Below are 24,817 nucleotides of genomic sequence, written 5' to 3'. Positions count from 1 at the left end.
TATGAAAATAATTATCACAGGAGTATCCGGTTTTGTAGGGCAAAACTTGTCAACATATTTAAACGAACAGAATTATTTCCTTTCAGAAATTTCTTTGAGAAAAGAATGGAAATTAGAAAAAGAAGCCCGTGCAATTATCCATTTGGCTGGTAAGGCTCATGATACCGCAAATACTTCCGCAGATGAAGAGTATTTTAAGGTAAATACAGATCTGACAAAAAAGCTTTTTGATGAATTTCTAGATTCAAATATAGAAGACTTTATATACTTTAGTAGTGTGAAAGCGACTGCAGATACCGTTGAGGGAATTTTAAATGAAGAACATGTATCAGATCCTAAAACACCTTATGGTAAATCTAAACTTTTTGCAGAAGAATATTTGTTATCCAAAACTCTTCCTGCGGGAAAAAGAGTATTTATTATCCGCCCATGTATGATACACGGTCCTGGAAATAAAGGTAATCTGAATCTTTTATATAACGTCGTAGAAAAAGGAGTTCCCTGGCCATTAGCAGCTTTCGAAAATAAACGTTCATTTCTGAGTATTGATAATTTAAATTTTTTAATACACGAAATACTTAAAAATAAAAACATTCTCTCCGGAATTTATAACTTTGCAGACGATAAAAGTATTTCTACAAATGAACTGATAGAAATTATAGGAAAGGCATCCGGAAGAAAAAGCAAATTATGGAGAGTTCCTTCAGGAATGATTTCTTTACTTGCAAAATTAGGAGACACATTAAAGCTACCTTTAAACTCTGAGAGATTGAAAAAACTGACAGAAAGCTATGAAGTTTCTAATGAAAAAATTAAGAAGGCTTTAAATCTAAACAAACTTCCTGTCTCATCAGAAGAGGGATTAATCAAGACCATAAAAAGTTTTCAATCAAAATAATGGAATATATTCTTATTACAATTATACTATTTATTTCAATTCTGATATATTTCAAAATTGCAGATAAATATAACATTATAGATAAACCTAACCATAGAAGTGCCCACACTCAAATTACATTAAGAGGAGGTGGAATTATTTTTCCTGTGGCATTTATTATTTTTGGATTGTTCAATCCAGGCTTGGTAATAGAGGAGTATTGGTCGTTTGGTTTAGGTTTGCTTGCGATATGCACGATCAGTTTTATTGATGATGTTAAAACATTGTCTAATAAAATAAGACTAGCAGTTCATTTAATTTCTGTGATTCTTCTTTTGTATTTTACAGGAGCCTTTACTTTAACACCTTTTTGGGTATGGCCTATTTTATTTGTTATCATTATTGGGACATTAAATGCCTATAATTTTATGGATGGTATTAATGGTATGACTGGGGTTTATAGTTTAGCTACATTGAGTTCTCTTGCTTATATCAATAGAGATATTATTAAGTTTACAGATAATGACTTCATTTATTACCCTATCTTAGCTTGTATTGTCTTTTTATTTTTTAACTTCAGAAAAAAAGCAAAATGTTTTGCAGGAGATGTTGGTAGTATGGGAATTGGTTTTTGGGTCATCGGTCTCATTACCCTTTTAATTATGAAAACAGGTGAATATAAATATATTCTGCTTCTTTCTATTTATGGAATGGAGGTTGTGCTGACAATAATAGAAAGACTTTTATTAAAAGAAAATATTTTTGAAGCACACAGAAGGCATTTATATCAGCTTTTTGCAAATGAAAAAAAGGTTTCCCATTTGGTAATTAGTGGTATTTACGCTATTTCACAATTGGTGATTAACATATTTTTAATTTATTCACAACTTCCACTTTGGACGATTATTTTAATTATATTTATTCCTGCAGGTGGAATTTATTTAGGATTAAAATGGAACCTGAAAAAAGAATACAACTTATAGAGCCAGATAAATGAAAATTAAACAAACTCCATTAAAAGATTGTTACATTATAGAACCTACCATCTTTGAAGATGAACGAGGCTATTTCTTTGAAAAGTACAATGAAAAGCGATTTGAAGAACTGACAGGTATGAATGGTCACTTTGTACAGGATAATATATCAAAATCTTCTTACGGAGTGTTAAGAGGAGTACACCTTCAAAAAGGAGAACATGCTCAGGCAAAATTAGTATCTTGCCTTGAAGGAAGAGTTTTTGATGTAGCCGTAGACCTTCGTAGAGAATCTCCTACATTCGGAAAGTGGTTCGGGGTGGAATTGACTCCGGAGAATAAGCTTCAACTATATGTTCCAAGAGGATTTGCCCACGGATTTTCCGTATTAAGTGAAACTGCTATATTCTCTTATAAATGTGATAATTTTTATAATAAAGATTCAGAAGGAAGTGTAATCTGGAATGATCCGGATTTGAATATCGACTGGAAATTACCACTGGATGTAATTCAGCTGTCTGATAAAGATAGAGTCTTACCAACATTTGCTGAAGGAAACTTTTAAATAAAGCACTAAAAACCACTTTTTTAAAGTGGTTTTTATTTTTTAATTTTTACTCTATCAATATTTTGTATCTTTGCACACTCAAAATCAAAAAGATGCGTACAAAATCTGTAGGGAAGAAGAAAATCAATGTAGTGACACTTGGATGTTCCAAGAATGTATACGATTCCGAAGTATTAATGAGCCAGCTGAAAGCCAATGGTAAAGAAGTGGTTCATGAAGACCGTGGAGATATTGTAGTAATCAATACCTGCGGATTTATTGATAATGCAAAAGAAGAATCCATCAATACAATTCTTGATTATGTAGACGCAAAAAACAGAGGAGAGGTAGAAAAGGTTTTCGTTACAGGTTGTCTTTCTGAAAGATATAAACCGGATTTGATAAAAGAAATACCGGATGTAGATCAATACTTTGGTACAAGAGACCTTCCGGTGCTATTGAAGCATTTAGGAGCAGATTACAAACATGAACTGGTAGGGGAGAGATTAACAACTACTCCAAAACATTATGCATATCTGAAAATTTCAGAAGGATGCGACAGACCATGTTCTTTCTGTGCCATTCCTTTGATGAGAGGTGGTCACGTTTCTACACCTATTGAAAAACTAGTTACTGAAGCTCAGAAATTAGCGAAAAAAGGAACAAAAGAATTAATTCTTATTGCACAGGATCTTACTTACTATGGATTAGATCTTTATAAAAAACGTGCACTTGGTGATCTGCTAAAAGAATTGGTAAAAGTAGAAGGGGTGGAGTGGATCCGTCTTCATTATGCTTTCCCAAGCGGTTTTCCTGAAGATGTTTTGGATATTATCCGTGAAGAACCTAAAGTTTGTAACTATATAGATATTCCACTTCAGCATATCAATTCTGATCTGTTAAAATCAATGAAGAGAGGAACTACTCATGAAAAAACAGATGCTCTTTTAGGAAAATTCCGCGAGAAAGTACCTGATATGGCAATTAGAACAACCCTGATCGTAGGATATCCGGGAGAAACTGAAGAAAGATTCCAAGAACTTAAAGATTGGGTAAGAGAACAGAAATTTGATAGATTAGGATGTTTCACATACTCTCATGAAGAAAATACAACGGCGCATGTATTGGAGGATGATATTCCACAAGAAGTAAAAGAAGCAAGAGTAGAAGAGATTATGGAATTGCAGTCTCAAATTTCTTGGGAAAAGAATCAGGAGAAAATAGGAAAAGTATTCAGATGTATTTTTGACCGTAAAGAAGGGAACTATTTTATCGGAAGAACAGAATACGATTCTCCGGATGTAGACAACACTGTTTTGGTATCTGCTGAAGATACTTATATCTCTATCGGAGAGTTTGCAGATGTGAAAATTACTTCAGCCGAAGAATTCGACTTATACGGCGAATTATTGTAAAATATAAACAGCTATTAATCAGTAAGTAAAAATCATATTTTACTTACTGAAAATTTAAAATATTAAAGGATTTTAACATAGATGTTTTTCGTTGAAAAATTTTATGTTATTGAAATTCAGTATGTTGTGTTTTTAAGGTATTAAGATTTATTTAAATTTCTTTTATAAAGTATATAAATTAAAAAATTATGTCTTAAATTTGCACAATAAGCAATGTTTTTAAATCATATGCTTTCAGTAAGTTATTCATTAAAATGAAGCAAAAATCAATTGAAAAGATATTTTCTGTATTTTAGCTTCAAGAGGATAACAAATTAGCATGTATCTTCCTTTTTGGAAATATTGATGAAAAATAATGTAATTAAAATCTTTAAAAACTTATGAAAAAATTTTTATTAACAGCGACTATGCTCGTTGCCTTTACGGCGCTTTCAAAGGCTCAGCAAGGGAGAGTGGGGATTAACACAACCACACCTGCCGCTACTTTAGATGTTGTAGCAAATACTACAGATAATGCTAGACCTGATGCTGTATTGGTCCCTCGTATGTCAAGAGCTGAATTAGAAGCTAAAAATAATGCATATGCTAATGGATCTGCAAGTGGTGCAAGTGCACAAAACGGAGCGTTAGTATTCGTTAATGCATTAGGAGGAACTGGAACCGGTAAAACAGTGAATGTTGTTGCTACTGGTTTTCACTACTATGATGGTACAAACGGTAACAATGTTTGGAGACCACTTGTTGCTAATACTGCACCAGCTGGTATGTCTGTAAGATTACAAACAGCAAATACTATTTCTGATGCTGATTTAGGTAATGCAATTATTGTAAATACTATTGGATCTTCATTTAATCTGGATGCTCTAACTAAGAGTAATGGTAAAATTATCACATTTATTGATAACACATCTGGTTTTGGTGGATTCAGCGTAACAGGTACTCCTGGAACTATCAGCCCTCAAGCAACTGTTTCCCCAACAGGACCCGGTGGAGCGTTAAGCTATATCTGTGATGGAGCAGTTTGGTATAGTTATAGTAGCTTTTAATCTTAAAAACACATTTATATTATGAAATTATATTTAACCTCAATAGTTTTAGCCATTACAGCATCTGTAAATGTAACATTTGCTCAGTTAAGAGCTAATAATGCTATTAGTACAAACATTGCAGGGCAATCTGCGTTTTTAGATGCATCTGCCAATGGATTCTCAAATGGAGCTAATAATGGTAAAGGTCTTGCGTTCCCTAGAACAGATCTAACTGTTTTTACCTTTGCTACAGCTACGACAAGTAACTTTAACTTCCCTACTGCATACGATGGTATGATAGTATATAATACTAAAGCAGGTTCTACACCAACTACTGGATCAGGTGTTGGTAGTCAGACTGTTGCTCCGGGATTCTATTATTTCTCTAATCCAACAGGAGGTGCTACCAATTCTTATGCAACTTCTACAGGTCAGTGGATTGCTGTAGGTGCTTCACCTAAAGTAACTATCGGAACTAATGAAGTAGCTACTAATACATTAATCAATGTTAGTGCAGGAGTTGATAAGCAAGTATATGCAATCAAAGGAAGCTTTACTACAACAGGTACTTCTACTTCAGTGACTATTCCTTCACCTTCAGGTATGACTTCTTTATATGGAATTACTATCTATAAAGTGAACGGAACAGGAAATAAAGTAGTTTATTCAAGAGACCTTTATTCTTATAATATCGGTGCTACGAATAATGCTGTTACAGGTTCTCCTAGTATGTCTGTTGTGTATCCTGCTGATACATATGATTATGTATTAGAATACATCAAATAAGATTAATATTTTAATTATATAGAAACCAATGAGCAATCATTGGTTTTTTTGTTTTTTAGATACTTCAATTCTTTTATAAGAACATTACATAAATCGTTTTGTGATAATAAGATGATTAACTTCTTAAATAGCTTTTTAAAGCTTAAAAATGATCTATTATAAAATAATCTTGGCTTTAGATCTTTAGCGGGAAAAAATTCAAATTTACCTTTCCAATACTTTATAGGTTGAAATTACTATCATCTCATTAAAATTTCAATACAAAACAATTCATTTTTTAGGCTAAAATTTTCTAATCTGATCATTAAAACTTATTTTTGAAGTATTCACATGAGCGCATTCGATCATTTAATTTGTTGAAATCCAAAAACTTTTTCTTTAAAATATGACCCAGTAATGATTTTTTATATTTTTTGAGGGTATTTTTATTGTTAAAATAACTATCTGTAGAGAAGCTTAATGCCATTCAGCCTTTTGTTTAACATGGATTTGAGTGATTTTAAACCTTAAGACTTTTATATCTCTTACCTATTTATCCCTTTAAAAAATATAAATTTCGCTAATATTTAAAATATTGATTATCAGTGTTTTATTATTTTAAATTTATGAAATTATGCATTGATTAGTTAAATAAATTAACATTTTAGTGTTTTTTTTAACACTTTTTAACAGTGTCTTTCAAAGTCCCTATTTATAGGTGGTTACAGAGTTAATTAACATTTTGTTTTTATTTTGTTAACAGTTTTTAACAATTGGAATAGGGAGATAAAAAGATTCCTGATACTTTTGCTCCGTCAAAACCAATAAAAGTTCAAAATGATGAAAAGATTCATTCTCGTAATCATAATGATGATTTCAACCTTAGGAGTTTATTCATTTACGAATAATACCTTAGATGCGAAAAAAACAAGTTATGCATCGTACTACCACGATAAATTTAACGGTAGAAAAACCGCTAGCGGAGAAATTTTTGATAACTCAAAGTTTACTGCAGCAAACAGAACGCTTCCATTTGGAACAAACGTTAAGGTAACAAACCTTAAAAATGGTAAAGAGGTAATAGTGAGAATTAATGACAGAGGACCTTACCATTCATCAAGATCTTTAGACATGTCTAAAGCTGCGTTCGATGAGATCGGAGATATCAGTCATGGTACAATTCCGGTTGAATATGAAATTGTCGATTAATTTTATGATTTAAATTAAAAAAAGCCAGCTGAAATCCAGCTGGCTTTTGTGTTGGTGGATATTAGCTTGTTATTATACATCTATTTCCAGTAAGGCAGGGCAATGGTCGGAATGTACAGCTTCCTTTAAAATAACAGCTCTTGTAAGCTTTTCTTTTAAGCTATAAGATGCAAAGTTATAATCTAGTCTCCAGCCTTTATTTCTTTCCCTTGAATTTTGTCTGTAGCTCCACCATGTATAATTATCGGGTTCATTATTAAAGAACCTGAAACTATCAATCAATTCACATTCATTGATGAAATTGGTCATCCATTCTCTTTCCATAGGAAGGAATCCTGAAACGTTCTTTAAGCCAACAGGATTATGAATGTCAATTGCCTCATGGCAAATATTAAAATCCCCAGATATAATAAGGTTTGGAATTTCCTTTTTTAAGTTTTTAATGTAAGCGAGAAAGTCATGGCAGAATTGCATTTTAAACTCCAGTCGCTCAATATTAGATGCAGACGGAACATAGACCGAGATGGCAGAGAAATCATCAAAATCTGCACGGATAACTCTTCCTTCATTATCATAGCTTTCAATACCGCAACCATATTCTACGTGATTGGGTTTGATTTTTGAAGCAATTCCGACGCCGCTATAGCCTTTTCTTACAGCTGAGTGCCAATAACTGTGGTAACCTAATTTTTCAAGGCTTTCGATATCTATCTGATCGTTTCCGGCTTTACTTTCCTGAATACAGATCACATCCGGGTCTGCAGTCTTTAGCCAGCCAAGGAAATCTTTGGTAAAGGCAGCCCTGATTCCGTTGACATTGTATGTAATTAATCTCATTAGTCTTTTATAAAGAATTTAAAGTTTTCGTTGTATTTCGATGGGAGAAACTCAGTGATCTCATAATCTGCAATCTGGTGGATATAAAAAGGATCCTCTTTGATGATTTCCAGAACTTCTTCCTTAGATTGAGCATTGCTTATGATAATACCACCAGTTCGAGGTTCTTTTCTTCCTGAGGCGATAAAAAATCCTGAGTCATAGTATTTCTGAAGAAAGATATTGTGTTCCGGAATATGCTGTTCCACATTCTCAAGAACAACTTTGTACGTTAGCGAAATAATAAACATGATTTATTTTTTACGAAGATATGAACTCTTGAAGACTATAAAAAAAGAAGCGGGAAAAATCAACCGATTTTTCCCGCCTAGACCCAAAATTAAATAAACTATGAAAAAAACTACTTGGGTTCTAAAATACTGATAGGAATAATACATTCTTCCAATGATATTCCACCGTGCTGGTAAGTCTCTTTATAGTAATTTACAAAATGATTGTAATTCTTTGGATAAGCAAGGAAGGTGTTGTTTTTTGCGAAAATATACTTCGAGCTTAAATTTCCTTTTGGAAGGAAAAGTTTTTCAGGATTGGTAATTGCCCAAACGTCACTATCATCGTAAGTTAAACTTTTACCTGTTTTATATCGGATGTTGGTAGATGTTTCTCTGTCTCCAACTACTTTACTTGGTTTTTTAACGTAAACAGTTCCGTGATCGGTAGTAATCACTAATTTATATCCATTTTCAGCAGCAGCTTTAATAATCTTCAATAACGAAGAGTTTTCAAACCAGTTGAATGTTAATGAACGGAAAGTTTTATCATCACGGATAAGCTGATCCACGATATGGTTATCAGTCTTAGCATGTGAAAGAATATCGATAAAATTGTAAACAATTACCAATAGATCATTGTTCTTGTGTTGGTTGAAATCATCATAGATCTTTCTTTCAAAATCTGCATTAAGTACTTTAAGGTACTTCATAGACTTAGAACCAAGTCCGATTCTTTTCATTTGATCTTCCAGGAAATCGCGCTCAAATTCGTTTTTGTTTCCTTCTTCATTGTCGTTGAACCATTTATCCGGAAATCTTTTTTCAATTTCTGACGGCATCAAGCCTGCAAAGAAAGAGTTTCTTGCATATTGAGTAGCGGTAGGAAGAATACTGTAATAATAATCTTCTGAAATTTTGTTATAATACTTTGTAAATAATGGTTCTATTACCTTCCATTGATCATAACGAAGGTTGTCTACCATCAATAAAAGTACCTTGTCTTTTTCAACCTCAGGCTTTACTTTTTCTTTGAAAAGAGTATGGCTCATCATAGGTTTGTCTGAATCGGTAAGCCAGTCCTCATAATTTTTCTCAATAAATTTAGCAAACTGAATATTGGCTTCTTCTTTCTGAGATTGTAAAAGATCTGCAAATTCATTGTCTGCTACTTTATCAAACTTAATTTCCCAACTTAGGATCTTTTTGTAATATTCAGCCCATTCCTGATACGTTCTCAGATAAGAAAGTTCCATAGAAAGGTTTCTGAATTCCTGCTGGTACTGTAAGATGGTTTTTTGTTCCACCAGATTTTCCTGCTGAAGATTTTTCTTTAATGAAAGTAATATTTGGTTTGGATTTACCGGCTTTAAGATATAATCGGCAATTTGAGACCCGATCGCCTCTTCCATAATGTGTTCTTCTTCGCTTTTGGTAACCATTACGATCTTTAAGGAACTATCTTTTTCCTTAATCATAGGAATGGCTTCCAACCCGGAAATTCCGGGCATATTTTCATCAATTAGCGTTAATGCAAATTTCTCTGAATCCATAAGTTCCAAAGCCTCATTCACGTTATTAACAGGGGTTACCTGATAACCTTTCTTTTCTAAAAATACGATATGAGGTTTAAGTAAATCTATTTCATCATCGATCCATAATATCTTTTCTGACATAATTTATTTTTTACATGATTATTCTATCAAAATGTTGACCAAATCCTTTTAAAATCTCACAAAATCGAAAGATTAAAAGTTAAATATTAGTTAAATGAAAATACTTCATAATATTTCATCTTTCCGGGCTATCTATTCATTGGTCTTTATATATTGTAAAGCCCTTTCCAGAACTTCATCTTTACCGTTTTTAATTCCTTCCACTGTAGGTTTTATAATAATATCGGGAATGATTCCTATTCGTTGTGTTTCTCTGCCGTCAGGATAATAGGCTCCAAGCCCGGTGAAGCATGTATCAAGATCCGCAATTTTAAATTTAATAATATCACCATTGGCGCCGGAAGTATTACTGCCAATTACTTTTGCCTTTGGATGTTGTTTGAACATCATTGTGGTAGTTTCTGCCTGGCTTTGGGTATTTTCATCTACCAAAACTATTACATTTCCTTTATAATAATCAGGATTTTTTCTGCCAATACTATTTACCCTGCTATAAAATTTACCTGGATAAGTTGTTTCCGGGAAATTAAACTGATAATAAAGGCTAGCGTTAGGAAGAAGTATTTCACTCAATGGAATGATGGTGAGTTTAGGATAATTTCTAAGATCGAAAATGATAGATTCTGTAGATTTCAGGTTTTTGTACATTTCATTCAAATCTTCTTTGGTAATGATTCCCATATTAACATATCCTATTTTCTTCTCCTGATCGATGAAGTACCACTTTTTAGGAGCAGGTGTTTTTTTGACAGCGATATCTTTGATCAGGTAAGTTTTAGCGATAATTTCTATATTTTGCCCTTCTCTTTCAACTTTAAGACTAAGCGAATCATCTTTACTGAAAAGAAGTTTACTTTTAATCTTATTCATTTTTCCCCAGGAATTGGAGGCAGGAATAAATTTTCCAAGACGATTAATGATCTGAGGAATTGTTTCCCCATTAATATCATAAATAACATCATCTACTTTTAAAGGTGTCTTTTCATGAAAACGATTTGTATTGATTTTTGTAACAACCAATTTACCTTCCGCATAAGAATATTCTACGGGGATTTTTTTACTTCCATACAAATGAAGACTTATTGGTGTTGAAAATAAATAGGCGTGAGAGTCATCGGTCTTAGCAACCAGTTCCGCTAATGTAAGATGATAGTCCGTATCATTATTAGCCGATAGAAATCTGGGAATCATTTCTGTTAAAACAACATTCCAGTTTTGATCTGTTTCATATTTATAAGGAAAGAAATATTCAACATAATTCCAGTATCGGAATAGTTCCAATAAACTTACGGAGCGTGACGTGAAGTTTGAACCATATAAGTTTTCATTCTTAAAATATATTTTCCTTCCGCCTTTTCCTATATAATGATTAGCTGCAATATTTCGGTTGTTTTTAATGTATTGTAGTTTTTGTGATGTGTTTTTCGTGAATACATCAGAATTGTCGATCCAGCCCAGATCAAAATTTTTCAAAAAATAAGGTGCATTGTCTTCTTTTAAACAATCTTTACAGATTTCTACTTCTCCTAAACTGTCTATCCATTGAGAATAAAGGGTATTGAGTTCAGTTTTATTATTGATTTTATCAAGCTCATCAATCTTTTGAAAAAGTTGCTGATCCCAGTTTAGATTGCCTGTTGCTACGTTTGGATGATAATATTTTAAAAATCCCCAAACTCTGCAAAGGGATTCCAGTTTTTGATTTTCGGATAAAATCTGTGCGGAAAATGGTAGACTTAGAAATAATAAAATGAAAAGAAAATATTTTCTCATCAAAAGGTATTGGTTTTTCTCAAAGATAAATGTTTAAAGTAACAACAGCAAGGGTTTTTCATGAATTATTAGAGAAAGGAAGCTAGGAAATGAAAGGAGTAAGTTATGATGAGTTCACAACGACTAAAAATCAATATATATAAAGTGCTCTGAAGAATAATATTTCTTCTTATTTGTTATATTCAATAACTGATAATCTGCCTTTTCCTGCTTTCAGTCTTTTAATACTAATTTAATCACCTTCAAATTTAAAATTCCTAACTTTGTTTACTAATATTGACGATTCAATGCAGAACAAGCTAAAAATTATCAACGATCCTGTTCATGGATTTATCAAAATTCCCCACGAAATTTTATTTGATATTGTTGAACATCCCTATTTTCAGAGATTAAGAAGAATCGGGCAGACCGGGCTTTTGAACCTGATTTTTCCGGGAGCGACACATACGAGGTTTCATCATGCCTTAGGGGCAATGCATTTGATGTTTACAGCATTGGAAACCTTAAAGCAGAAAGGGGTTAAAATTTCTGAAGAAGAGGAAAAAGGGGCTATGTTGGCAATTTTAATGCATGATATTGGGCATGGACCGTTTTCCCACGCCTTGGAAAGCATGTTGATGGACGACTGGCATCACGAAAATCTTTCGCTTTTGCTGATGAATAAATTAAATGAAGAATTTGGCGGACAGTTATCTTTAGCGATTGAAATGTTTCAGGGAAAATACCACCGAAAGTTTTTTAATCAGCTTATTTCTTCCCAATTGGATGTGGACAGACTAGATTATCTGAAAAGAGACAGCTTCTTTACAGGAGTTTCAGAAGGAAATATCAATACACAAAGGATCGTTTCTATGATGAATGTTTGTGAGGAAGGAGAGTTGGTGATTGATGCGAAGGGAATTTATTCCATAGAAAACTTTTTAACAGCAAGAATGTTCATGTACTGGCAGGTATATTACCATAAGACATCTGCTTTGGCGGAATTTCTTTTGGTTAAAATTCTTGAAAGAGCCAAATATCTGATTTCTCAAGGCATTGAACTTCCTGCAACTGAAAATCTGAAATACTTTTTATATAGAGGAAAAAGTGCTGCTACGGATGAAGATGTAGAACGTTTTACTCAGCTGGATGATAATGATATTATTCAGGCAATGAAAGAATGGCAGAATTCAGATGATTTTGTTTTGTCTTACTGGTGCAAATGCGTTATTCAGAGAAATCTTCCTAAAACAATTATATCATCACATCCTTTCGATGAAAAAATTATTGATGAAAAAGTAAAAAATATCAATGAATTTTTTGGAATAGATAATGGTAATGAATTGGTACATGAGATAAAAAGAAAGCTTTTACCTTATGACACGGAAAAGCAACCGATCTATTTGCTGCAGAAAAATGGCAGAAGAATAAAGCTTCATGAGTCTGAAGACCAGCTTTTATCAGGTTTAATGACGAATAAAACGACGCGCTATATCCTTATGTTTCCGAGAGATATATAAAGACAGACTCTTAAATAATATTAAAATTTACGATCTGAATTCAAAAAATGTTTGCAAATTATAGAATTTCTTATCTTTGCAGAATATGGAATTTACAGCTTCGCAAATTGCAAGTTTTATTGACGGAAAAATAATAGGTGACGAGAATGCACTTATTACAGGGGTTTCTCCAATTGAAAATGGAGAATCAGGACATCTTTCTTTTATAGCACAAGATAGATTTTCTCATTTTTTAGATACCTCAAAGTGCTCTGTTATCATCGTTTCGGAAAAACTTCTGAATGAAAATAGTTATATCCCTACCTTAATCGTAGTAAAAGATGCCTACTTATCTTTTCAGGTTCTGATGAATTTATATCAGGAAATGAGAGGAAGAAAAGAAGGTATTGAAGATGGTTCATCTATCCACGATTCCGCGGTGATAGGTGATCAAGTTTATATCGGAGCATTTACATATGTTTCAGAAAAAGCTAAAATAGGTGATGGTTCACAGATTTATCCACATGTATATATCGGGAAAGGGGTAAAAATTGGTAAGAACTGTAAAATAGACAGTGGTGCCAGAATTTACGATTACTGTATTATCGGGGATAATTGTGTTATTCACTCCAATACTGTAGTAGGAGGAGACGGATTCGGATTTCAGCCCACTGCTGAGGGATTCAAAAAGATTCCACAGCTTGGAAATGTAATTATTGAAGATGATGTTGAAATCGGTTCAAACTGTAGTATAGACAGAGCAACAATCGGCTCTACAATCATTGGAAAAGGAACGAAAATTGATAATCTGATCCAGATTGCTCACAATGTGAAAATCGGACAGAATAATGTAATTGCAGCACAAGCCGGAATTGCAGGTTCTACTACCATCGGAGATTGGAACCAAATTGGAGGTCAGGTAGGAGTTGTAGGACATATCAAAATCGGAAACCAAGTGAAGATTCAGGCTCAGAGCGGTGTGAATTCCAGTGTTAATGATAGAGAAACATTGTATGGTTCACCGGCAATCAGCTACAATGACTATTTGAGAAGCTATGTTCATTTCAGGAACTTACCTGGAATCGTAAACAGAATAAATAATCTTGAGAATAACTCAAAAGATAATACTAATGAGTGATATGCAAAAAACGCTTCAGGAAGAGGTAACACTTTCTGGAAAAGGTCTTCATACTGGTAAAGAAGTAAAACTTACCATCAAACCCGGGAAAGAAAATACGGGATTTGTATTTGTAAGAACAGATCTAGAGGGAAATCCTCAGGTTGAAGCTGATGTTAATTATGTAGTAGCAACAGAAAGAGGAACAACATTAGAAAAGCTTGGCGTAAAAATCACTACCTGTGAGCACCTTTTGGCTGCACTTGTAGGTTGTGACATAGACAACGCAGTGTTGGAAATGGATGCATCCGAGCCACCTATTTTGGACGGATCTTCAAAATATTTTGTTGAAGCCATTGAAAGTGTAGGAGTAGTAGAACAAAATGTAGCAAGAGAATATTTAGTAGTAAAAGAAGTTCTTACTTATAGTGACCCGGCTACAGGTTCGGAGATCACAATCATCCCTTCAGATACATACGAAGTAACTACCATGGTAGATTTTGGGACTAAAGTTTTAGGAACTCAAAATGCCACTCTTAAAAATATTTCAGAATTTAAAGACGAAATCTCTTCAGCAAGAACATTCAGTTTCTTACATGAATTAGAGATGCTTTTAGATCACGGATTGATCAAAGGAGGAGACATCTCCAACGCGATCGTTTACGTAGACAAGGATCTTACCCCTGAAACTACAGAAAAACTTAAAAAAGCCTTTGGTAAAGACAATGTGTCTATCAGACCAAACGGTATTCTTGATAATCTTAACTTAAACTATCCTAACGAAGCTGCAAGACACAAATTACTTGATGTAATCGGTGACTTAGCGCTGGCAGGTGTGAAAATTAAAGGTAAAGTTATTGCTAACAAACCAGGACACTTCGTAAATACTCAGTTTGCAAAAAAACTGAACCGTCAGTGGAAATTACAAAAGAAAAAAAATGTTCCTGATTTTGACTTAACGAAAGAACCTGTATTTGATATTAACGGAATTATGAAGCTTATGCCTCATAGACCTCCGTTCTTATTAATTGATAAAGTTCTTGAATTATCAGATTCTCATGTTGTAGGGTTGAAAAATGTAACAATGAACGAACCTTTCTTCGTTGGACATTTTCCTAAAGAGCCTGTAATGCCCGGAGTACTTCAGGTAGAAGCATTAGCTCAGACAGGAGGAATTTTAGTATTGGCAAGTGTGCCGGATCCTGAAAACTATTCTACTTATTTTATTAAAATTGATAAAGTGAAGTTCAAGAGAAAAGTAGTTCCGGGAGATACTATTATTTTCAAAATTGAATTGATAGAGCCTATCAGAAGAGGTATCGTTCACATGCAAGGGTACGGATATGTAGGAGACACAGTGGCAGTAGAAGCAGAGCTAATGGCTCAAGTTGCAAAAAATAAAGTTGATTAAATGATTCATCAATTAGCAGCCGTAGATAAACGTGCGAAAATCAGCAAAAATGTAGTTGTAGAACCTTTTACTACAATTGCAGGGGACGTAGAAATTGGAGAAGGAACATGGATTGGTCCCAATGTTACCATCATGGATGGAGCAAGAATCGGTAAAGATTGTAAGATTTTCCCAGGAACAGTAATTTCAGCTATTCCTCAGGACTTAAAGTTCGATGGTGAAGATACACAAACTATTATTGGAGATAATACTACATTAAGAGAGTGTGTAACTGTAAACAGAGGTACAAAAGCTTTAGGATTTACAAAAGTAGGAAGTAACTGTCTTATCATGGCGACTTCACACGTTGCCCACGACTGCATCATTGGTGATAATGTTATCATCGCAAATGGTTGTGGTATCGCAGGACATGTGGAAATCGGTGACTTTACCGTAATGGGAGGTTTATCAGCAGTTCAGCAGTTCGGTAAAATCGGAAAACATACGATGATTTCCGGAGGATCGTTGATCAGAAAAGATATTCCACCTTATGTGAAAGTGGCAAGAGATCCTATTTCTTATGCAGGTATCAACTCTGTTGGTTTAAGAAGAAGAGGATTCTCCAATGAGAAAATCTTTGAAATTCAAAAAATTTACAGAGCGATATTCCAAATGAAAATGAACGTTTCTCAGGCATTGGCATACATTGAAAAAGAAATGTTACCTACTGCTGAAAGAGATGAGATTCTACAGTTTATCCAAAACTCTCCAAGAGGTATTGTGAAAGGCTATGGAACAAGCAAAGACAGCAACTAATAAGACAAAAGGCTAAAATACAAATAAAGCTGAGTCAGTAGTTTGCTAATTGATGCTGGTAAAAATTAAGTAAAAAAATATAATACATATTAATGGCAACAAGTAACGATATCAAAAAAGGTCTTTGCATCGAGTATAGCAATGATATTTTTAAAGTAATCGAGTTCCTTCACGTAAAACCAGGGAAAGGACCTGCTTTCGTAAGAACAAAATTAAAGTCAGTAACTAACGGTAAAGTAATTGATAATACTTTCTCTGCAGGACATAAAATTGATGAAGTAAAAGTAATCACAAGAAAGTTCCAGTATCTTTATGATGATGAGAACGGATTCCACTTCATGAATAACGAAGATTTCTCTCAGTTATATATCAACAAAGAAATGATTGAAAATGCTCAGTTTATGAAAGCAGGTGAAGAAGTAACAATCATTCTGAAAGAAGCTGATGAAACTCCACTTTCTGCTGAACTTCCTCAGTCTGTATACTTAGATGTTATCGAGGCTGATCCAGGAGTAAAAGGAAACACTGCAACAAACGCTCTTAAAAACGCAATCGTTGAAACAGGAGCAAGAGTAATGGTTCCTTTGTTCATTGAACCGGGAGACAAAATTAAAGTAAGCACTGAAGACGGTAGCTACTTAGAAAGAGTAAAATAAATAAAATTTACATAAATTCGGGTTGCATTAGCAGTCCGAATTTTGTTTTATAAGAAAAACATTGTTATGAGGTTTCATTCTCCACAAAAGCTTAAAACAATTGCAGATTTAATAGGCTCAAAATTTGTAGGTCCTGAAGACTTTGAAGTCTTAGGCTCCAACGAAATTCATATGGTAAAACCGGGAGAGATCGTATTTGTGAATCACCCGAAATACTATGATAAAGCATTAAATTCTGCCGCTACTATTATTTTAATTGATAAAGAAGTAGAATGCCCGGAAGGAAAGGCACTTCTTGTTTCTGACGATCCGTTCAGGGATTTTAATAAAATCAATACTCATTTTACAAGAATATACAACTTCACAGAAGAACTTCATGACGTTGAAATTGGAGAAGGTACGAAAATACATTCTTCAGCAGTGATTGGAAACAATGTGAAAATTGGAAAAAATACCTTAATTTTCCCGAATGTTGTGATCGGTGACAGAACGGAAATTGGAGACAATGTAATCATTCAGTCAGGAACGGTTTTGGCAGGTGATGCCTTTTATTACAGAAAGCTTAACGGAAACTTTGACCGTCTGATATCCGTAGGAAACGTTGTTATTGAAAACAATGTTGAAATAGGGAATAACTGTACCATTGACAGAGGAGTTACTGATTCTACCATCATTGGAGAAGGATCTGTATTGGATAATCAGATTCAGATCGGGCATGACACCGTTATTGGGAAAAAATGCCTTATTGCTTCTCAGGTTGGAATTGCCGGATGCTGCGTTATCGGAGATGAGGTAACATTATGGGGACAAGTTGGGATCGCTTCCGGGAATAAAATTGAAAGCGGATCTGTGCTTTTAGGAAAAACGGGAGTGAACAGAGACCTGGAAAAAGGTACCTATATTGGGATGTTTGCAGAAGATTTTAAAACTTACCTGAAAAAAGAAGTAAAACTGAGAAATCTCAAATAAACTATTCCAAAGGTTTTATCCAAAATCAAAGAAATTTGAGTAAATTTGTGAGCATTAATAAAATAATAAATAAATTAAAACAACAATAAAATGTCAATTTTAGTAAACAAAGATTCTAAAGTAATTGTACAAGGATTTACAGGGAACGAAGGTACTTTCCATGCTAGCCAGATGATTGAATACGGAACAAACGTAGTAGGTGGTGTTACTCCAGGAAAAGGAGGTAGCGAGCACTTAGGAAAGCCAGTATTTAATACAGTAGCTGACGCTGTTGAAAAAGCAGGAGCAAACGTAAGTATTATCTTCGTACCACCGGCATTCGCAGCAGACGCTATTATGGAAGCTGCTGAAGCAGGGATCAAAGTAATTGTATGTATTACTGAAGGTATTCCTGTAGCTGATATGGTAAAAGTAAAATCTTATATCGCTGACAGAGACTGCAGATTAATCGGACCAAACTGCCCTGGAATCATTACTTCTGAAGAAGCTAAAATTGGTATTATGCCAGGTTTCGTTTTCAAAAAAGGTAAAGTAGGTATCGTTTCAAAATCAGGTACCCTTACTTACGAAGCTGCTGATCAGGTAGTAAGAGCAGGTTACGGTATTTCTACAGCTATCGGTATCGGTGGTGACCCAATCATCGGAACAACTACAAGAGAAGCTTTAGAATTATTCATCAACGACCCTGAAACTGAAGCTGTTGTAATGATCGGTGAGATCGGTGGAGGATTAGAAGCTGAAGCTGCTAGATGGTACAAAGCAAGTGGATCTACTAAACCAGTTGTAGGATTTATCGCTGGACAAACAGCTCCAAAAGGAAGAACTATGGGACACGCTGGTGCTATCGTAGGAGGTGCAGAAGATACAGCTCAGGCAAAAATGGAAATCATGAGAGAAAACGGTATCAACGTTGTTGACTCTCCTGCTGATATTGGTGCTACTGTAGCTAAAATTCTAGGATAATACAAAAACCAAAACATATGAAAAAACTTTTATTAGCCTCAGCTTTGACTCTTTCTGCTTTATCCTTTGCACAAGTGCAGTGGAAAAACACAAGATTCGGTCTTACAGGAGGTTTAAACTATTCCCGAGTTGCAAATGCCCATAACCCTTCAGGTCCAAGATACACCTTCCAAGGTGGTGCTTTGGCTCTGATTCCGGTAGGAAAAGCAAATCAGTTCTACATTCAGCCTGAAGTTCTGTATTACGGTGCAGGAGAAACAGGAAAGGATAAAGATGCAAAAGGAAAAGATGGTTACGATGCAGTGTATGCTAATAACTATTTAAGTGTGCCTTTATATTTTAAAGGTTACTTTTCTGAATCAGCATCTGAATTCTTTGGATTGGTAGGTCCAAGGTTTAATTTTCTGGTAAGCCAGGATGTTAAAAATCCACCTGCAAACAGACCTTACTATGATCCTGATGTTACAGATCCTACTCAAGCACCGGGAGTAAACGGTAAAGCAAAAAGCTTTAATTGGGGAATTGGACTGGGAATAGGATATAGCTACAAGAGACAGCTGGAAGTAGCTCTTAAATATGATTTAGGACTGTCTGATACTTATCCAGGTCTTGCAAAAGAAAAAGGAGGTAGCGACAAGAAAAAATCTGAGCAGGTTGTAGCGCTTACCTTAAGCTATATATTCAAATAGAAGTTATTCATCAGAATATAAAAATCCCGGAAAGTAATTTCCGGGATTTTTTGTTTCTTTATTGGCAACATGGTAAAAGATAAAACATCAAATTTGCATTCATTTTTTTCTAAGAAGCTTTATAACTACGAGCTTTATTTTCGTGAAATAAAAAAAGGATAAATTCACTTATGTAAATTTATCCTTCTTATTTTTTAGCTTCTCAGCTTTTTGATAATTAATTTATCCCTTAATCCATTTCCAAAGCTCTTTTAAAGTCGCTTTATTACCATACATTAAAATACCTACACGATAAATTTTTCCGGCAAGGAATATCATAAAAACAGTTGTTCCTAATAATAAAACAATAGATAATGCAATCTGCCATGCAGGAACCCCAAAAGGTATTCTTGCAATCATTGCGACCGGAGAAGTGAATGGAATGATCGATAACCAGAATCCTAGAGGACCGTCAGGGTTATTCATTAATGAGAAACTTCCATACATTCCCAGTGTTAATGGTAAAATTGCGAATAAAGTGAACTGTTGAGTTTCAGTTTCATTATCTACTGCAGAACCAATAGCAGCATAAATAGAACTATAGAAAATATATCCTAAAAGGAAAAATACGATGAATACAAAAATGATCAGCGGGAAATTCATTTCCAATAAGCTGTGGGAAATTTGAGTAGCAAGCTGCGTCATATCCAGTTTACTTGTAATCTGCTCACTTCCTCCGGGTACAGTTTGCTGAAGAGGGGAGAAGCCTGTATTTAAAACCAAAGCACCAATCACTGACATCGTAATCCAGATTAAGAACTGTGTCAAGGCAACCAAAGTTACCCCAAGGATTTTACCCATCATCAGCTCAAAAGGTTTCACGGATGAAATAATGATTTCCACCACACGGTTGTTCTTTTCCTCCAGAACACTACGCATAACTCTTACTCCGTAGATAATGATGAACATAAAGGTAACATACATCAGAACCATACTAAGCCCTGATTTTACCCCAAAAGTTAAATCAGAATCTTCTTTATTGTTATCTGCAACATTAATCGTTTTTAAACTAAAGCTTTTATCAAGATCATTAAGCTGTGCTTCCTGAATACCCAGCTGCTTGATTTTTTCCTTTTTAACAACATTACTGATATCAGAAACAATTTTTTGTTTCGTATCAAACCCCATTTTACTGTTGATCACTAGTCTTGTTCCTGTTTCAAGCTCGTCATAATTCTGACCTTTTAGCTCAGGAAGGATAAGAACACCATCTAGTGATTCATTGCCCTTTAAATTATTGATCTTGGACTTTTCATCCGCAGCAGAAACAAAAACATAATTAAGTTTATCATTGGATTTAAGTTGATTAATAAATAATCCACTTTTGTCAACCACCTCAATGATGCTGTGAGATTCATTGGCTTTAAACATCAGCCCGATTACCGCACCAAAAGCAATAATCATTACTGGAGCCAACAAAGTCAATATGATAAAGGATTTTTTCTTAACCTGTGTAAGAAACTCCCTCTTTGTAATTAAAAAAATATTATTCATAAATTAAGAATGGTTACTTACAGCATTAATAAACACTTCATTCATACTAGGAATTCTTTCATCGAATGATCTCACTTTACCTACGTTCACAAGATCAATAAGAATATTATTCTGATCAGATTCGTTTTTCAGATCAAAAGAAACAAGACTGTTTTCATTGGTGAAATTGAAGATCTCATACTTGTTCTTAAAACTTTCAAACTGCTCACTGTTTATCTCAGAAAGAGTAATTCCAAAAATATTTTTCTTAAATTTTTCCCTTACATCAAAAACTCTTCCGTCAATGATCTTCTTGGAATTATTGATCAATGCAACATAGTCACACATCTCCTCCACGCTTTCCATTCTGTGCGTAGAAAGAATAATTGTGGTTCCGTTATTCTTAAGATCAATGATTTGATCTTTAATGAGATTGGCATTTACAGGATCGAAACCAGAAAAAGGTTCATCAAGAATTAAAAGATGAGGTCTGTGAAGAACAGTTACTACAAACTGAATCTTTTGAGCCATACCTTTAGAAAGTTCAGACAGCTTCTTCTTCCACCATTGGTCAATATTCAGTTTTTCAAACCATTTTTTTGCTTCGTTCAGAGCATCATTTTTGCTCATCCCTTTCAGTTCTCCAAAATAAAGAATCTGATCGCCCACACTCATGTTCTTATAAAGCCCTCTTTCTTCCGGCATATAACCGATGTCTTTGATATGACTTGGATTCAGTTTTTCACCATTGATAAAGATATCTCCGGAATCTGCCTGAGTAATTTGATTGATGATACGAATGAAAGAAGTTTTTCCGGCTCCATTGGGTCCTAAAAGCCCATAAATACTGCCTTTTGGAACATGGATGCTAAAATCATCCAGTGCGACCTTTTTTCCGGCATTATAGGTCTTTTTAATATGTTCAGCTTTAAGCATTAAATTGTTTTTACAATTAGTATAAAAAAGTTCCTAAAGTTACGGAAATATTAAAATAAATTATTGCAAAAGAAAAAATCCTGATGATTATCAGGATTTTATTTTATTGTTTCACGATTTGAGTAACTTTCTGCGTATTGTCACTTAAAATATAACGAATCATATATTTTCCGGGTTTTAATTTTTCAATATTAATCTCACCCGAATTCATATTGACTGTGTAATTAGCGACTTGCATACCCAAAATAGAATAAAAAGTCACACTTTTGATTCTTAAAGAAGAATCTTTTGCCTTAATAATAAGGAAGTCCTTTGCAGGATTTGGATAGGCAAGTAAAACACCATCATCAGCTTTCTGTGAGATGGAACTCGGCTCTCTAAGCTGAGCTTGTAAATTGTTGGAAAATCCAACAAAAGTGCCTACAAATAAAATTAAAAGTAAAAGTTTTTTCATCAAATTTATATTTTCTCTAATATATATAACAAATATAACAAATTCTATAATCTCGTACAATAGTTTTTTATAGAACTTGTAGTAAATTTGTAGAAACTTATTCAAAAAGTATTCCAAAATGATACATTCAAGAAATAGAAGACTTAGAGTTAATGAATCTATCAGAAGTTTGGTAAGAGAAAATGTGCTTACAACTGATGATTTTGTAATGCCAATCTTCGTAATGGAGGGCGAAAACATGCAGGAACCGATCCCATCGATGCCGGGAATTTTCAGGCGAAGCATAGATTTAACAGTGAAAGAATGTAAGGAATTATTTTCTTTGGGCGTAAAATCTGTCAATTTGTACATGAAGGTGTCTGAACATCTGAAAGACAACACAGGAAAAGAAGCCTGGAACCAAAACGGATTAATGCAGAATACGATCAAAGCGATCAAAGATGCAGTGCCGGGAATGGTGGTAATGCCTGACGTAGCTTTAGATCCTTATTCTATTTACGGACATGACGGGATTATCGAAAACGGAAAAATCTTAAATGATGCAACCAATGATGCTTTGGCAAGAATGTCAGTATCTCATGCAGAAGCAGGGGCGGATCTTGTAGCGCCAAGTGATATGATGGACGGTAGAGTACAGGTAATTCGTGAAGCATTGGAAGAAAGCGGATTTACTGATGTAGGGATTGTAAGTTATGCTGCAAAATATGCTAGCTCTTTCTATGGTCCTTTCAGAAGTGCTTTAGATAGTGCTCCGAAAGATGATATGGAAATTCCGAAAGATAAAAAAACATATCAGATGGATTATCACAATTCTCGTGAGGCAATGAATGAAGTATTTAAAGATATTGAAGAAGGTGCTGATGTGATTATGATCAAACCTGGACTTCCTTATCTTGATATTGTTTCTAAAGTACGTGAAGCGATTGATCTTCCGATTGCAGTTTACAACGTAAGTGGTGAATACGCAATGGTAAAAGCTGCTGTTCAAAACGGTTGGCTGGATAATGATAAAACGATCATCGAAAGCCTTACTTGCTTCAAAAGAGCAGGTGCGGATATGATCTTTACTTATTTTGCTAAGGAAGCAGCGATGATCCTTAACAAATAATCAATTTTATATTAATAGAAAAGAGATTGCTTTATCAGCAATCTCTTTTTTGTATATAATATCTGGTTACCCATTTCCAAAGCATGCTCTGTAATGACGGTGTCCTTCATGAATAGGATTTTGTCCGCCGTCATCATCCACACAGATATTGGTTGGGCATAAATACCAGCCAGCCGGACATCTGCCTTCTGAATCAGGAAAACGAAGACTTCCTCCATTGATATTCTTCAAATCTTTTTTACTTAATTTTTTCATGATAATTATTTTTTAGTTTGTGAGCCTAAGATAATAAAAAATATCACACGGTGATGAAGTATTTAATCTTTTTGTAAACAAAATGTCTTTATGACATCTTTTAAATTAAGATATGGCTGGTTATATGTGAAAAATTGAGAGGTTAGAAGTAAATAAATTTAACAATTAAGATGATGAACGTTAAATCAGATATAAACAATGCTTTGAGGTATTCAAACTTGTTTGCATTTTTGATATATTTGCGCTATGATTTTACGCGGAGAAAACTTAATCAAAGAATACGGTCCTAAAAAAGTTGTAAAAGGCGTTTCTGTACAGGTTCAGCAGGGAGAAATTGTAGGTTTGCTTGGTCCCAACGGAGCAGGGAAAACCACATCGTTTTATATGATCGTAGGGTTGGTTAAGCCCACTTCAGGAAAGATTTTTCTTGATAAACAGGAAATTACCACAGATGCAATGTACCGAAGAGCACAAAAAGGAATCGGTTATCTGGCACAGGAAGCTTCTGTTTTCAGAAAATTATCCGTTGAAGAGAATATTATGGGAGTATTGCAGCTGACAAAGCTTTCGAAACGTGAGCAGCAAATCAAATGTGATGAGCTTATCGAAGAATTTTCTTTACAACATGTTCGTAAAAACAGAGGGGACCTTCTTTCCGGTGGAGAAAGACGTAGAACGGAAATTGCCCGTTGTCTTGCTACAAGCCCAAACTTTATCCTTTTGGATGAACCGTTTGCAGGGGTAGACCCGATTGCAGTGGAAGATATCCAGAAAATTGTAAGAAGTCTTGTAGATAAAAATATCGGAATTCTGATCACCGACCACAACGTACAGCAGACGCTGGCGATTACCAATAAAACCTATATCATGTTTGAAGGTAAAATTCTTAAGGAAGGACTTCCGGAAGATCTTGCCAATGATCCACAGGTAAGAGAAGCTTATCTTGGTGAAAACTTCGTGTATCAAAGTATTCTTGATAAGCCGAAGAAGAAAAAATATGCTTATAATATCTGGGCGGGTAATTTTGATTCAAAAAGCCAGTTACAGGGATTTGTAGATGAAAACTTCAAACAGTATGATGATCTTAGATTGATGTATGGCTTT

The 24,817-nt window shown here is 34.3% G+C and carries 24 protein-coding genes and 1 pseudogene; 17 read left to right on the top strand and 8 right to left on the bottom strand.

Translation table 11 applies throughout. The features are described 5' to 3' along the window. The first annotated feature begins 1 nt into the window (after position 1). From BBI01_RS11840 to BBI01_RS11810, 7 genes are all read left to right on the top strand, one after another. The gene (locus tag BBI01_RS11840; protein ID WP_065394893.1) at positions 2-898 is read left to right on the top strand and encodes an NAD-dependent epimerase/dehydratase family protein; all 897 of its coding nucleotides are present in this window, start codon (positions 2-4) and stop codon (positions 896-898) included. Next, positions 898-1,860: an MraY family glycosyltransferase gene (locus BBI01_RS11835; RefSeq protein ID WP_065394892.1), complete on the top strand. Its 963-nt coding sequence runs from the start codon at positions 898-900 to the stop codon at positions 1,858-1,860. Before BBI01_RS11840 ends, BBI01_RS11835 begins: the two co-directional genes overlap by 1 nt. 10 nt (positions 1,861-1,870) lie before the next feature. Further along, complete coding sequence (rfbC, locus tag BBI01_RS11830) at positions 1,871-2,416, top strand: dTDP-4-dehydrorhamnose 3,5-epimerase (RefSeq protein WP_065394891.1); 546 nt, start codon at positions 1,871-1,873, stop codon at positions 2,414-2,416. A gap of 95 nt (positions 2,417-2,511) precedes the next feature. Then, positions 2,512-3,813 carry a 30S ribosomal protein S12 methylthiotransferase RimO gene (rimO, locus tag BBI01_RS11825; protein WP_065394890.1) on the top strand — a complete coding sequence of 434 codons (1,302 nt, stop codon included), beginning with the start codon at positions 2,512-2,514 and terminating at the stop codon, positions 3,811-3,813. A gap of 407 nt (positions 3,814-4,220) precedes the next feature. Continuing rightward, on the top strand, positions 4,221-4,859 hold the full coding sequence (locus tag BBI01_RS11820; RefSeq protein WP_065394889.1) for a phage tail-like protein: 639 nt from the start codon (positions 4,221-4,223) through the stop codon (positions 4,857-4,859). Between the two features lie 21 nt (positions 4,860-4,880). Continuing rightward, a complete protein-coding gene (locus BBI01_RS11815) occupies positions 4,881-5,627 on the top strand; it encodes a phage tail-like protein (RefSeq protein ID WP_065394888.1) in 747 nt (248 codons plus the stop codon). 816 nt (positions 5,628-6,443) lie between these two features. Next, entirely contained in the window at positions 6,444-6,815 is a 372-nt protein-coding gene (locus BBI01_RS11810) for a septal ring lytic transglycosylase RlpA family protein (RefSeq protein WP_065394887.1), read from the top strand. Positions 6,816-6,887: 72 nt separating this feature from the next. Here BBI01_RS11810 and BBI01_RS11805 read toward each other — a convergent pair whose 3' ends face one another. The 4 genes from BBI01_RS11805 to BBI01_RS23020 all read right to left on the bottom strand — a co-directional run bounded on the left by BBI01_RS11805 (position 6,888) and on the right by BBI01_RS23020 (position 11,370). Continuing rightward, a complete protein-coding gene (locus BBI01_RS11805) occupies positions 6,888-7,652 on the bottom strand; it encodes an exodeoxyribonuclease III (protein ID WP_065394886.1) in 765 nt (254 codons plus the stop codon). Continuing rightward, complete coding sequence (locus BBI01_RS11800) at positions 7,652-7,942, bottom strand: YciI family protein (protein ID WP_065394885.1); 291 nt, start codon at positions 7,940-7,942, stop codon at positions 7,652-7,654. The genes BBI01_RS11805 and BBI01_RS11800 overlap by 1 nt, the downstream gene beginning before the upstream one ends. 110 nt (positions 7,943-8,052) lie before the next feature. Next, the gene (gene porX, locus BBI01_RS11795) at positions 8,053-9,597 is read right to left on the bottom strand and encodes a T9SS response regulator signal transducer PorX (RefSeq protein WP_065394884.1); all 1,545 of its coding nucleotides are present in this window, start codon (positions 9,595-9,597) and stop codon (positions 8,053-8,055) included. A gap of 132 nt (positions 9,598-9,729) precedes the next feature. Further along, positions 9,730-11,370, bottom strand: coding sequence for a S41 family peptidase (locus BBI01_RS23020; RefSeq protein WP_065394883.1), 1,641 nt, complete (start codon positions 11,368-11,370; stop codon positions 9,730-9,732). A 287-nt stretch (positions 11,371-11,657) separates the two neighbouring features. On the opposite strand from BBI01_RS23020, the gene BBI01_RS11785 reads away from it, so the two are divergent. The 8 genes from BBI01_RS11785 (at position 11,658) to BBI01_RS11750 (ending at position 19,448) form a co-directional block, all read left to right on the top strand. Next, positions 11,658-12,869 carry an HD domain-containing protein gene (locus tag BBI01_RS11785; protein ID WP_065394882.1) on the top strand — a complete coding sequence of 404 codons (1,212 nt, stop codon included), beginning with the start codon at positions 11,658-11,660 and terminating at the stop codon, positions 12,867-12,869. Positions 12,870-12,954: 85 nt separating this feature from the next. Then, positions 12,955-13,986, top strand: coding sequence for a UDP-3-O-(3-hydroxymyristoyl)glucosamine N-acyltransferase (gene lpxD / locus BBI01_RS11780; RefSeq protein ID WP_065394881.1), 1,032 nt, complete (start codon positions 12,955-12,957; stop codon positions 13,984-13,986). Then, positions 13,979-15,376 carry a bifunctional UDP-3-O-[3-hydroxymyristoyl] N-acetylglucosamine deacetylase/3-hydroxyacyl-ACP dehydratase gene (locus BBI01_RS11775; protein ID WP_065394880.1) on the top strand — a complete coding sequence of 466 codons (1,398 nt, stop codon included), beginning with the start codon at positions 13,979-13,981 and terminating at the stop codon, positions 15,374-15,376. Before lpxD ends, BBI01_RS11775 begins: the two co-directional genes overlap by 8 nt. Continuing rightward, positions 15,377-16,171, top strand: coding sequence for an acyl-ACP--UDP-N-acetylglucosamine O-acyltransferase (gene lpxA / locus BBI01_RS11770; protein WP_065394879.1), 795 nt, complete (start codon positions 15,377-15,379; stop codon positions 16,169-16,171). A 92-nt stretch (positions 16,172-16,263) separates the two neighbouring features. Further along, positions 16,264-16,827, top strand: coding sequence for an elongation factor P (gene efp, locus BBI01_RS11765; protein ID WP_065394878.1), 564 nt, complete (start codon positions 16,264-16,266; stop codon positions 16,825-16,827). Between the two features lie 66 nt (positions 16,828-16,893). Beyond that, a complete protein-coding gene (locus BBI01_RS11760; protein WP_065394877.1) occupies positions 16,894-17,796 on the top strand; it encodes a UDP-3-O-(3-hydroxymyristoyl)glucosamine N-acyltransferase in 903 nt (300 codons plus the stop codon). A gap of 90 nt (positions 17,797-17,886) precedes the next feature. Continuing rightward, positions 17,887-18,759, top strand: coding sequence for a succinate--CoA ligase subunit alpha (gene sucD, locus BBI01_RS11755; RefSeq protein ID WP_047488432.1), 873 nt, complete (start codon positions 17,887-17,889; stop codon positions 18,757-18,759). Positions 18,760-18,776: 17 nt separating this feature from the next. Beyond that, complete coding sequence (locus BBI01_RS11750) at positions 18,777-19,448, top strand: porin family protein (RefSeq protein ID WP_065394876.1); 672 nt, start codon at positions 18,777-18,779, stop codon at positions 19,446-19,448. 222 nt (positions 19,449-19,670) lie between these two features. Here BBI01_RS11750 and BBI01_RS11745 read toward each other — a convergent pair whose 3' ends face one another. The 3 genes from BBI01_RS11745 to BBI01_RS11735 all read right to left on the bottom strand — a co-directional run bounded on the left by BBI01_RS11745 (position 19,671) and on the right by BBI01_RS11735 (position 22,350). Then, on the bottom strand, positions 19,671-20,981 hold the full coding sequence (locus BBI01_RS11745; protein ID WP_065394875.1) for an ABC transporter permease: 1,311 nt from the start codon (positions 20,979-20,981) through the stop codon (positions 19,671-19,673). A gap of 3 nt (positions 20,982-20,984) precedes the next feature. Continuing rightward, complete coding sequence (locus tag BBI01_RS11740; RefSeq protein ID WP_065394874.1) at positions 20,985-21,896, bottom strand: ABC transporter ATP-binding protein; 912 nt, start codon at positions 21,894-21,896, stop codon at positions 20,985-20,987. Between the two features lie 103 nt (positions 21,897-21,999). Next, on the bottom strand, positions 22,000-22,350 hold the full coding sequence (locus tag BBI01_RS11735; RefSeq protein WP_065394873.1) for a T9SS type A sorting domain-containing protein: 351 nt from the start codon (positions 22,348-22,350) through the stop codon (positions 22,000-22,002). Positions 22,351-22,468: 118 nt separating this feature from the next. Between BBI01_RS11735 and hemB the strand changes: the two genes are divergently transcribed. Next, on the top strand, positions 22,469-23,458 hold the full coding sequence (gene hemB / locus BBI01_RS11730; RefSeq protein ID WP_065394872.1) for a porphobilinogen synthase: 990 nt from the start codon (positions 22,469-22,471) through the stop codon (positions 23,456-23,458). Between the two features lie 66 nt (positions 23,459-23,524). Here hemB and BBI01_RS11725 read toward each other — a convergent pair whose 3' ends face one another. Next, on the bottom strand, positions 23,525-23,713 hold the full coding sequence (locus BBI01_RS11725) for a bacteriocin (protein WP_065394871.1): 189 nt from the start codon (positions 23,711-23,713) through the stop codon (positions 23,525-23,527). 246 nt (positions 23,714-23,959) lie between these two features. On the opposite strand from BBI01_RS11725, the pseudogene lptB reads away from it, so the two are divergent. Next, a pseudogene (lptB, locus tag BBI01_RS11720) lies at positions 23,960-24,685 on the top strand (LPS export ABC transporter ATP-binding protein); the annotation flags it as partial. Between the last annotated feature and the right edge of the window lie 132 nt (positions 24,686-24,817).

Origin of the sequence: Chryseobacterium artocarpi, assembly GCF_001684975.1 — a bacterium.
In the GTDB taxonomy this organism is placed as follows: domain Bacteria; phylum Bacteroidota; class Bacteroidia; order Flavobacteriales; family Weeksellaceae; genus Chryseobacterium; species Chryseobacterium artocarpi.
Note: the sequence above shows the minus strand (reverse complement) of the source record. Positions and strands in the feature narration are given on the sequence as shown.

Excerpts from the sequence above, each read along its gene's own strand:
- BBI01_RS11820 (WP_065394889.1), top strand. The coding sequence starts at position 4,221 with ATGCTCGTTGCCTTTACGGCGCTTTCAAAGGCTCAGCAAGGGAGAGTG.
- BBI01_RS23020 (WP_065394883.1), bottom strand. The coding sequence starts at position 11,370 with ATGAGAAAATATTTTCTTTTCATTTTATTATTTCTAAGTCTACCATTT.
- lpxD (WP_065394881.1), top strand. The coding sequence starts at position 12,955 with ATGGAATTTACAGCTTCGCAAATTGCAAGTTTTATTGACGGAAAAATA.
- rimO (WP_065394890.1), top strand. The coding sequence starts at position 2,512 with ATGCGTACAAAATCTGTAGGGAAGAAGAAAATCAATGTAGTGACACTT.
- BBI01_RS11740 (WP_065394874.1), bottom strand. The coding sequence starts at position 21,896 with ATGCTTAAAGCTGAACATATTAAAAAGACCTATAATGCCGGAAAAAAG.
- BBI01_RS11815 (WP_065394888.1), top strand. The coding sequence starts at position 4,881 with ATGAAATTATATTTAACCTCAATAGTTTTAGCCATTACAGCATCTGTA.
- rfbC (WP_065394891.1), top strand. The coding sequence starts at position 1,871 with ATGAAAATTAAACAAACTCCATTAAAAGATTGTTACATTATAGAACCT.
- BBI01_RS11800 (WP_065394885.1), bottom strand. The coding sequence starts at position 7,942 with ATGTTTATTATTTCGCTAACGTACAAAGTTGTTCTTGAGAATGTGGAA.
- BBI01_RS11760 (WP_065394877.1), top strand. The coding sequence starts at position 16,894 with ATGAGGTTTCATTCTCCACAAAAGCTTAAAACAATTGCAGATTTAATA.
- efp (WP_065394878.1), top strand. The coding sequence starts at position 16,264 with ATGGCAACAAGTAACGATATCAAAAAAGGTCTTTGCATCGAGTATAGC.
- lpxA (WP_065394879.1), top strand. The coding sequence starts at position 15,377 with ATGATTCATCAATTAGCAGCCGTAGATAAACGTGCGAAAATCAGCAAA.
- BBI01_RS11810 (WP_065394887.1), top strand. The coding sequence starts at position 6,444 with ATGATGAAAAGATTCATTCTCGTAATCATAATGATGATTTCAACCTTA.
- BBI01_RS11735 (WP_065394873.1), bottom strand. The coding sequence starts at position 22,350 with ATGAAAAAACTTTTACTTTTAATTTTATTTGTAGGCACTTTTGTTGGA.
- BBI01_RS11785 (WP_065394882.1), top strand. The coding sequence starts at position 11,658 with ATGCAGAACAAGCTAAAAATTATCAACGATCCTGTTCATGGATTTATC.
- BBI01_RS11745 (WP_065394875.1), bottom strand. The coding sequence starts at position 20,981 with ATGAATAATATTTTTTTAATTACAAAGAGGGAGTTTCTTACACAGGTT.
- BBI01_RS11750 (WP_065394876.1), top strand. The coding sequence starts at position 18,777 with ATGAAAAAACTTTTATTAGCCTCAGCTTTGACTCTTTCTGCTTTATCC.
- porX (WP_065394884.1), bottom strand. The coding sequence starts at position 9,597 with ATGTCAGAAAAGATATTATGGATCGATGATGAAATAGATTTACTTAAA.
- BBI01_RS11840 (WP_065394893.1), top strand. The coding sequence starts at position 2 with ATGAAAATAATTATCACAGGAGTATCCGGTTTTGTAGGGCAAAACTTG.
- BBI01_RS11805 (WP_065394886.1), bottom strand. The coding sequence starts at position 7,652 with ATGAGATTAATTACATACAATGTCAACGGAATCAGGGCTGCCTTTACC.
- sucD (WP_047488432.1), top strand. The coding sequence starts at position 17,887 with ATGTCAATTTTAGTAAACAAAGATTCTAAAGTAATTGTACAAGGATTT.
- BBI01_RS11835 (WP_065394892.1), top strand. The coding sequence starts at position 898 with ATGGAATATATTCTTATTACAATTATACTATTTATTTCAATTCTGATA.
- BBI01_RS11775 (WP_065394880.1), top strand. The coding sequence starts at position 13,979 with ATGAGTGATATGCAAAAAACGCTTCAGGAAGAGGTAACACTTTCTGGA.
- BBI01_RS11725 (WP_065394871.1), bottom strand. The coding sequence starts at position 23,713 with ATGAAAAAATTAAGTAAAAAAGATTTGAAGAATATCAATGGAGGAAGT.
- hemB (WP_065394872.1), top strand. The coding sequence starts at position 22,469 with ATGATACATTCAAGAAATAGAAGACTTAGAGTTAATGAATCTATCAGA.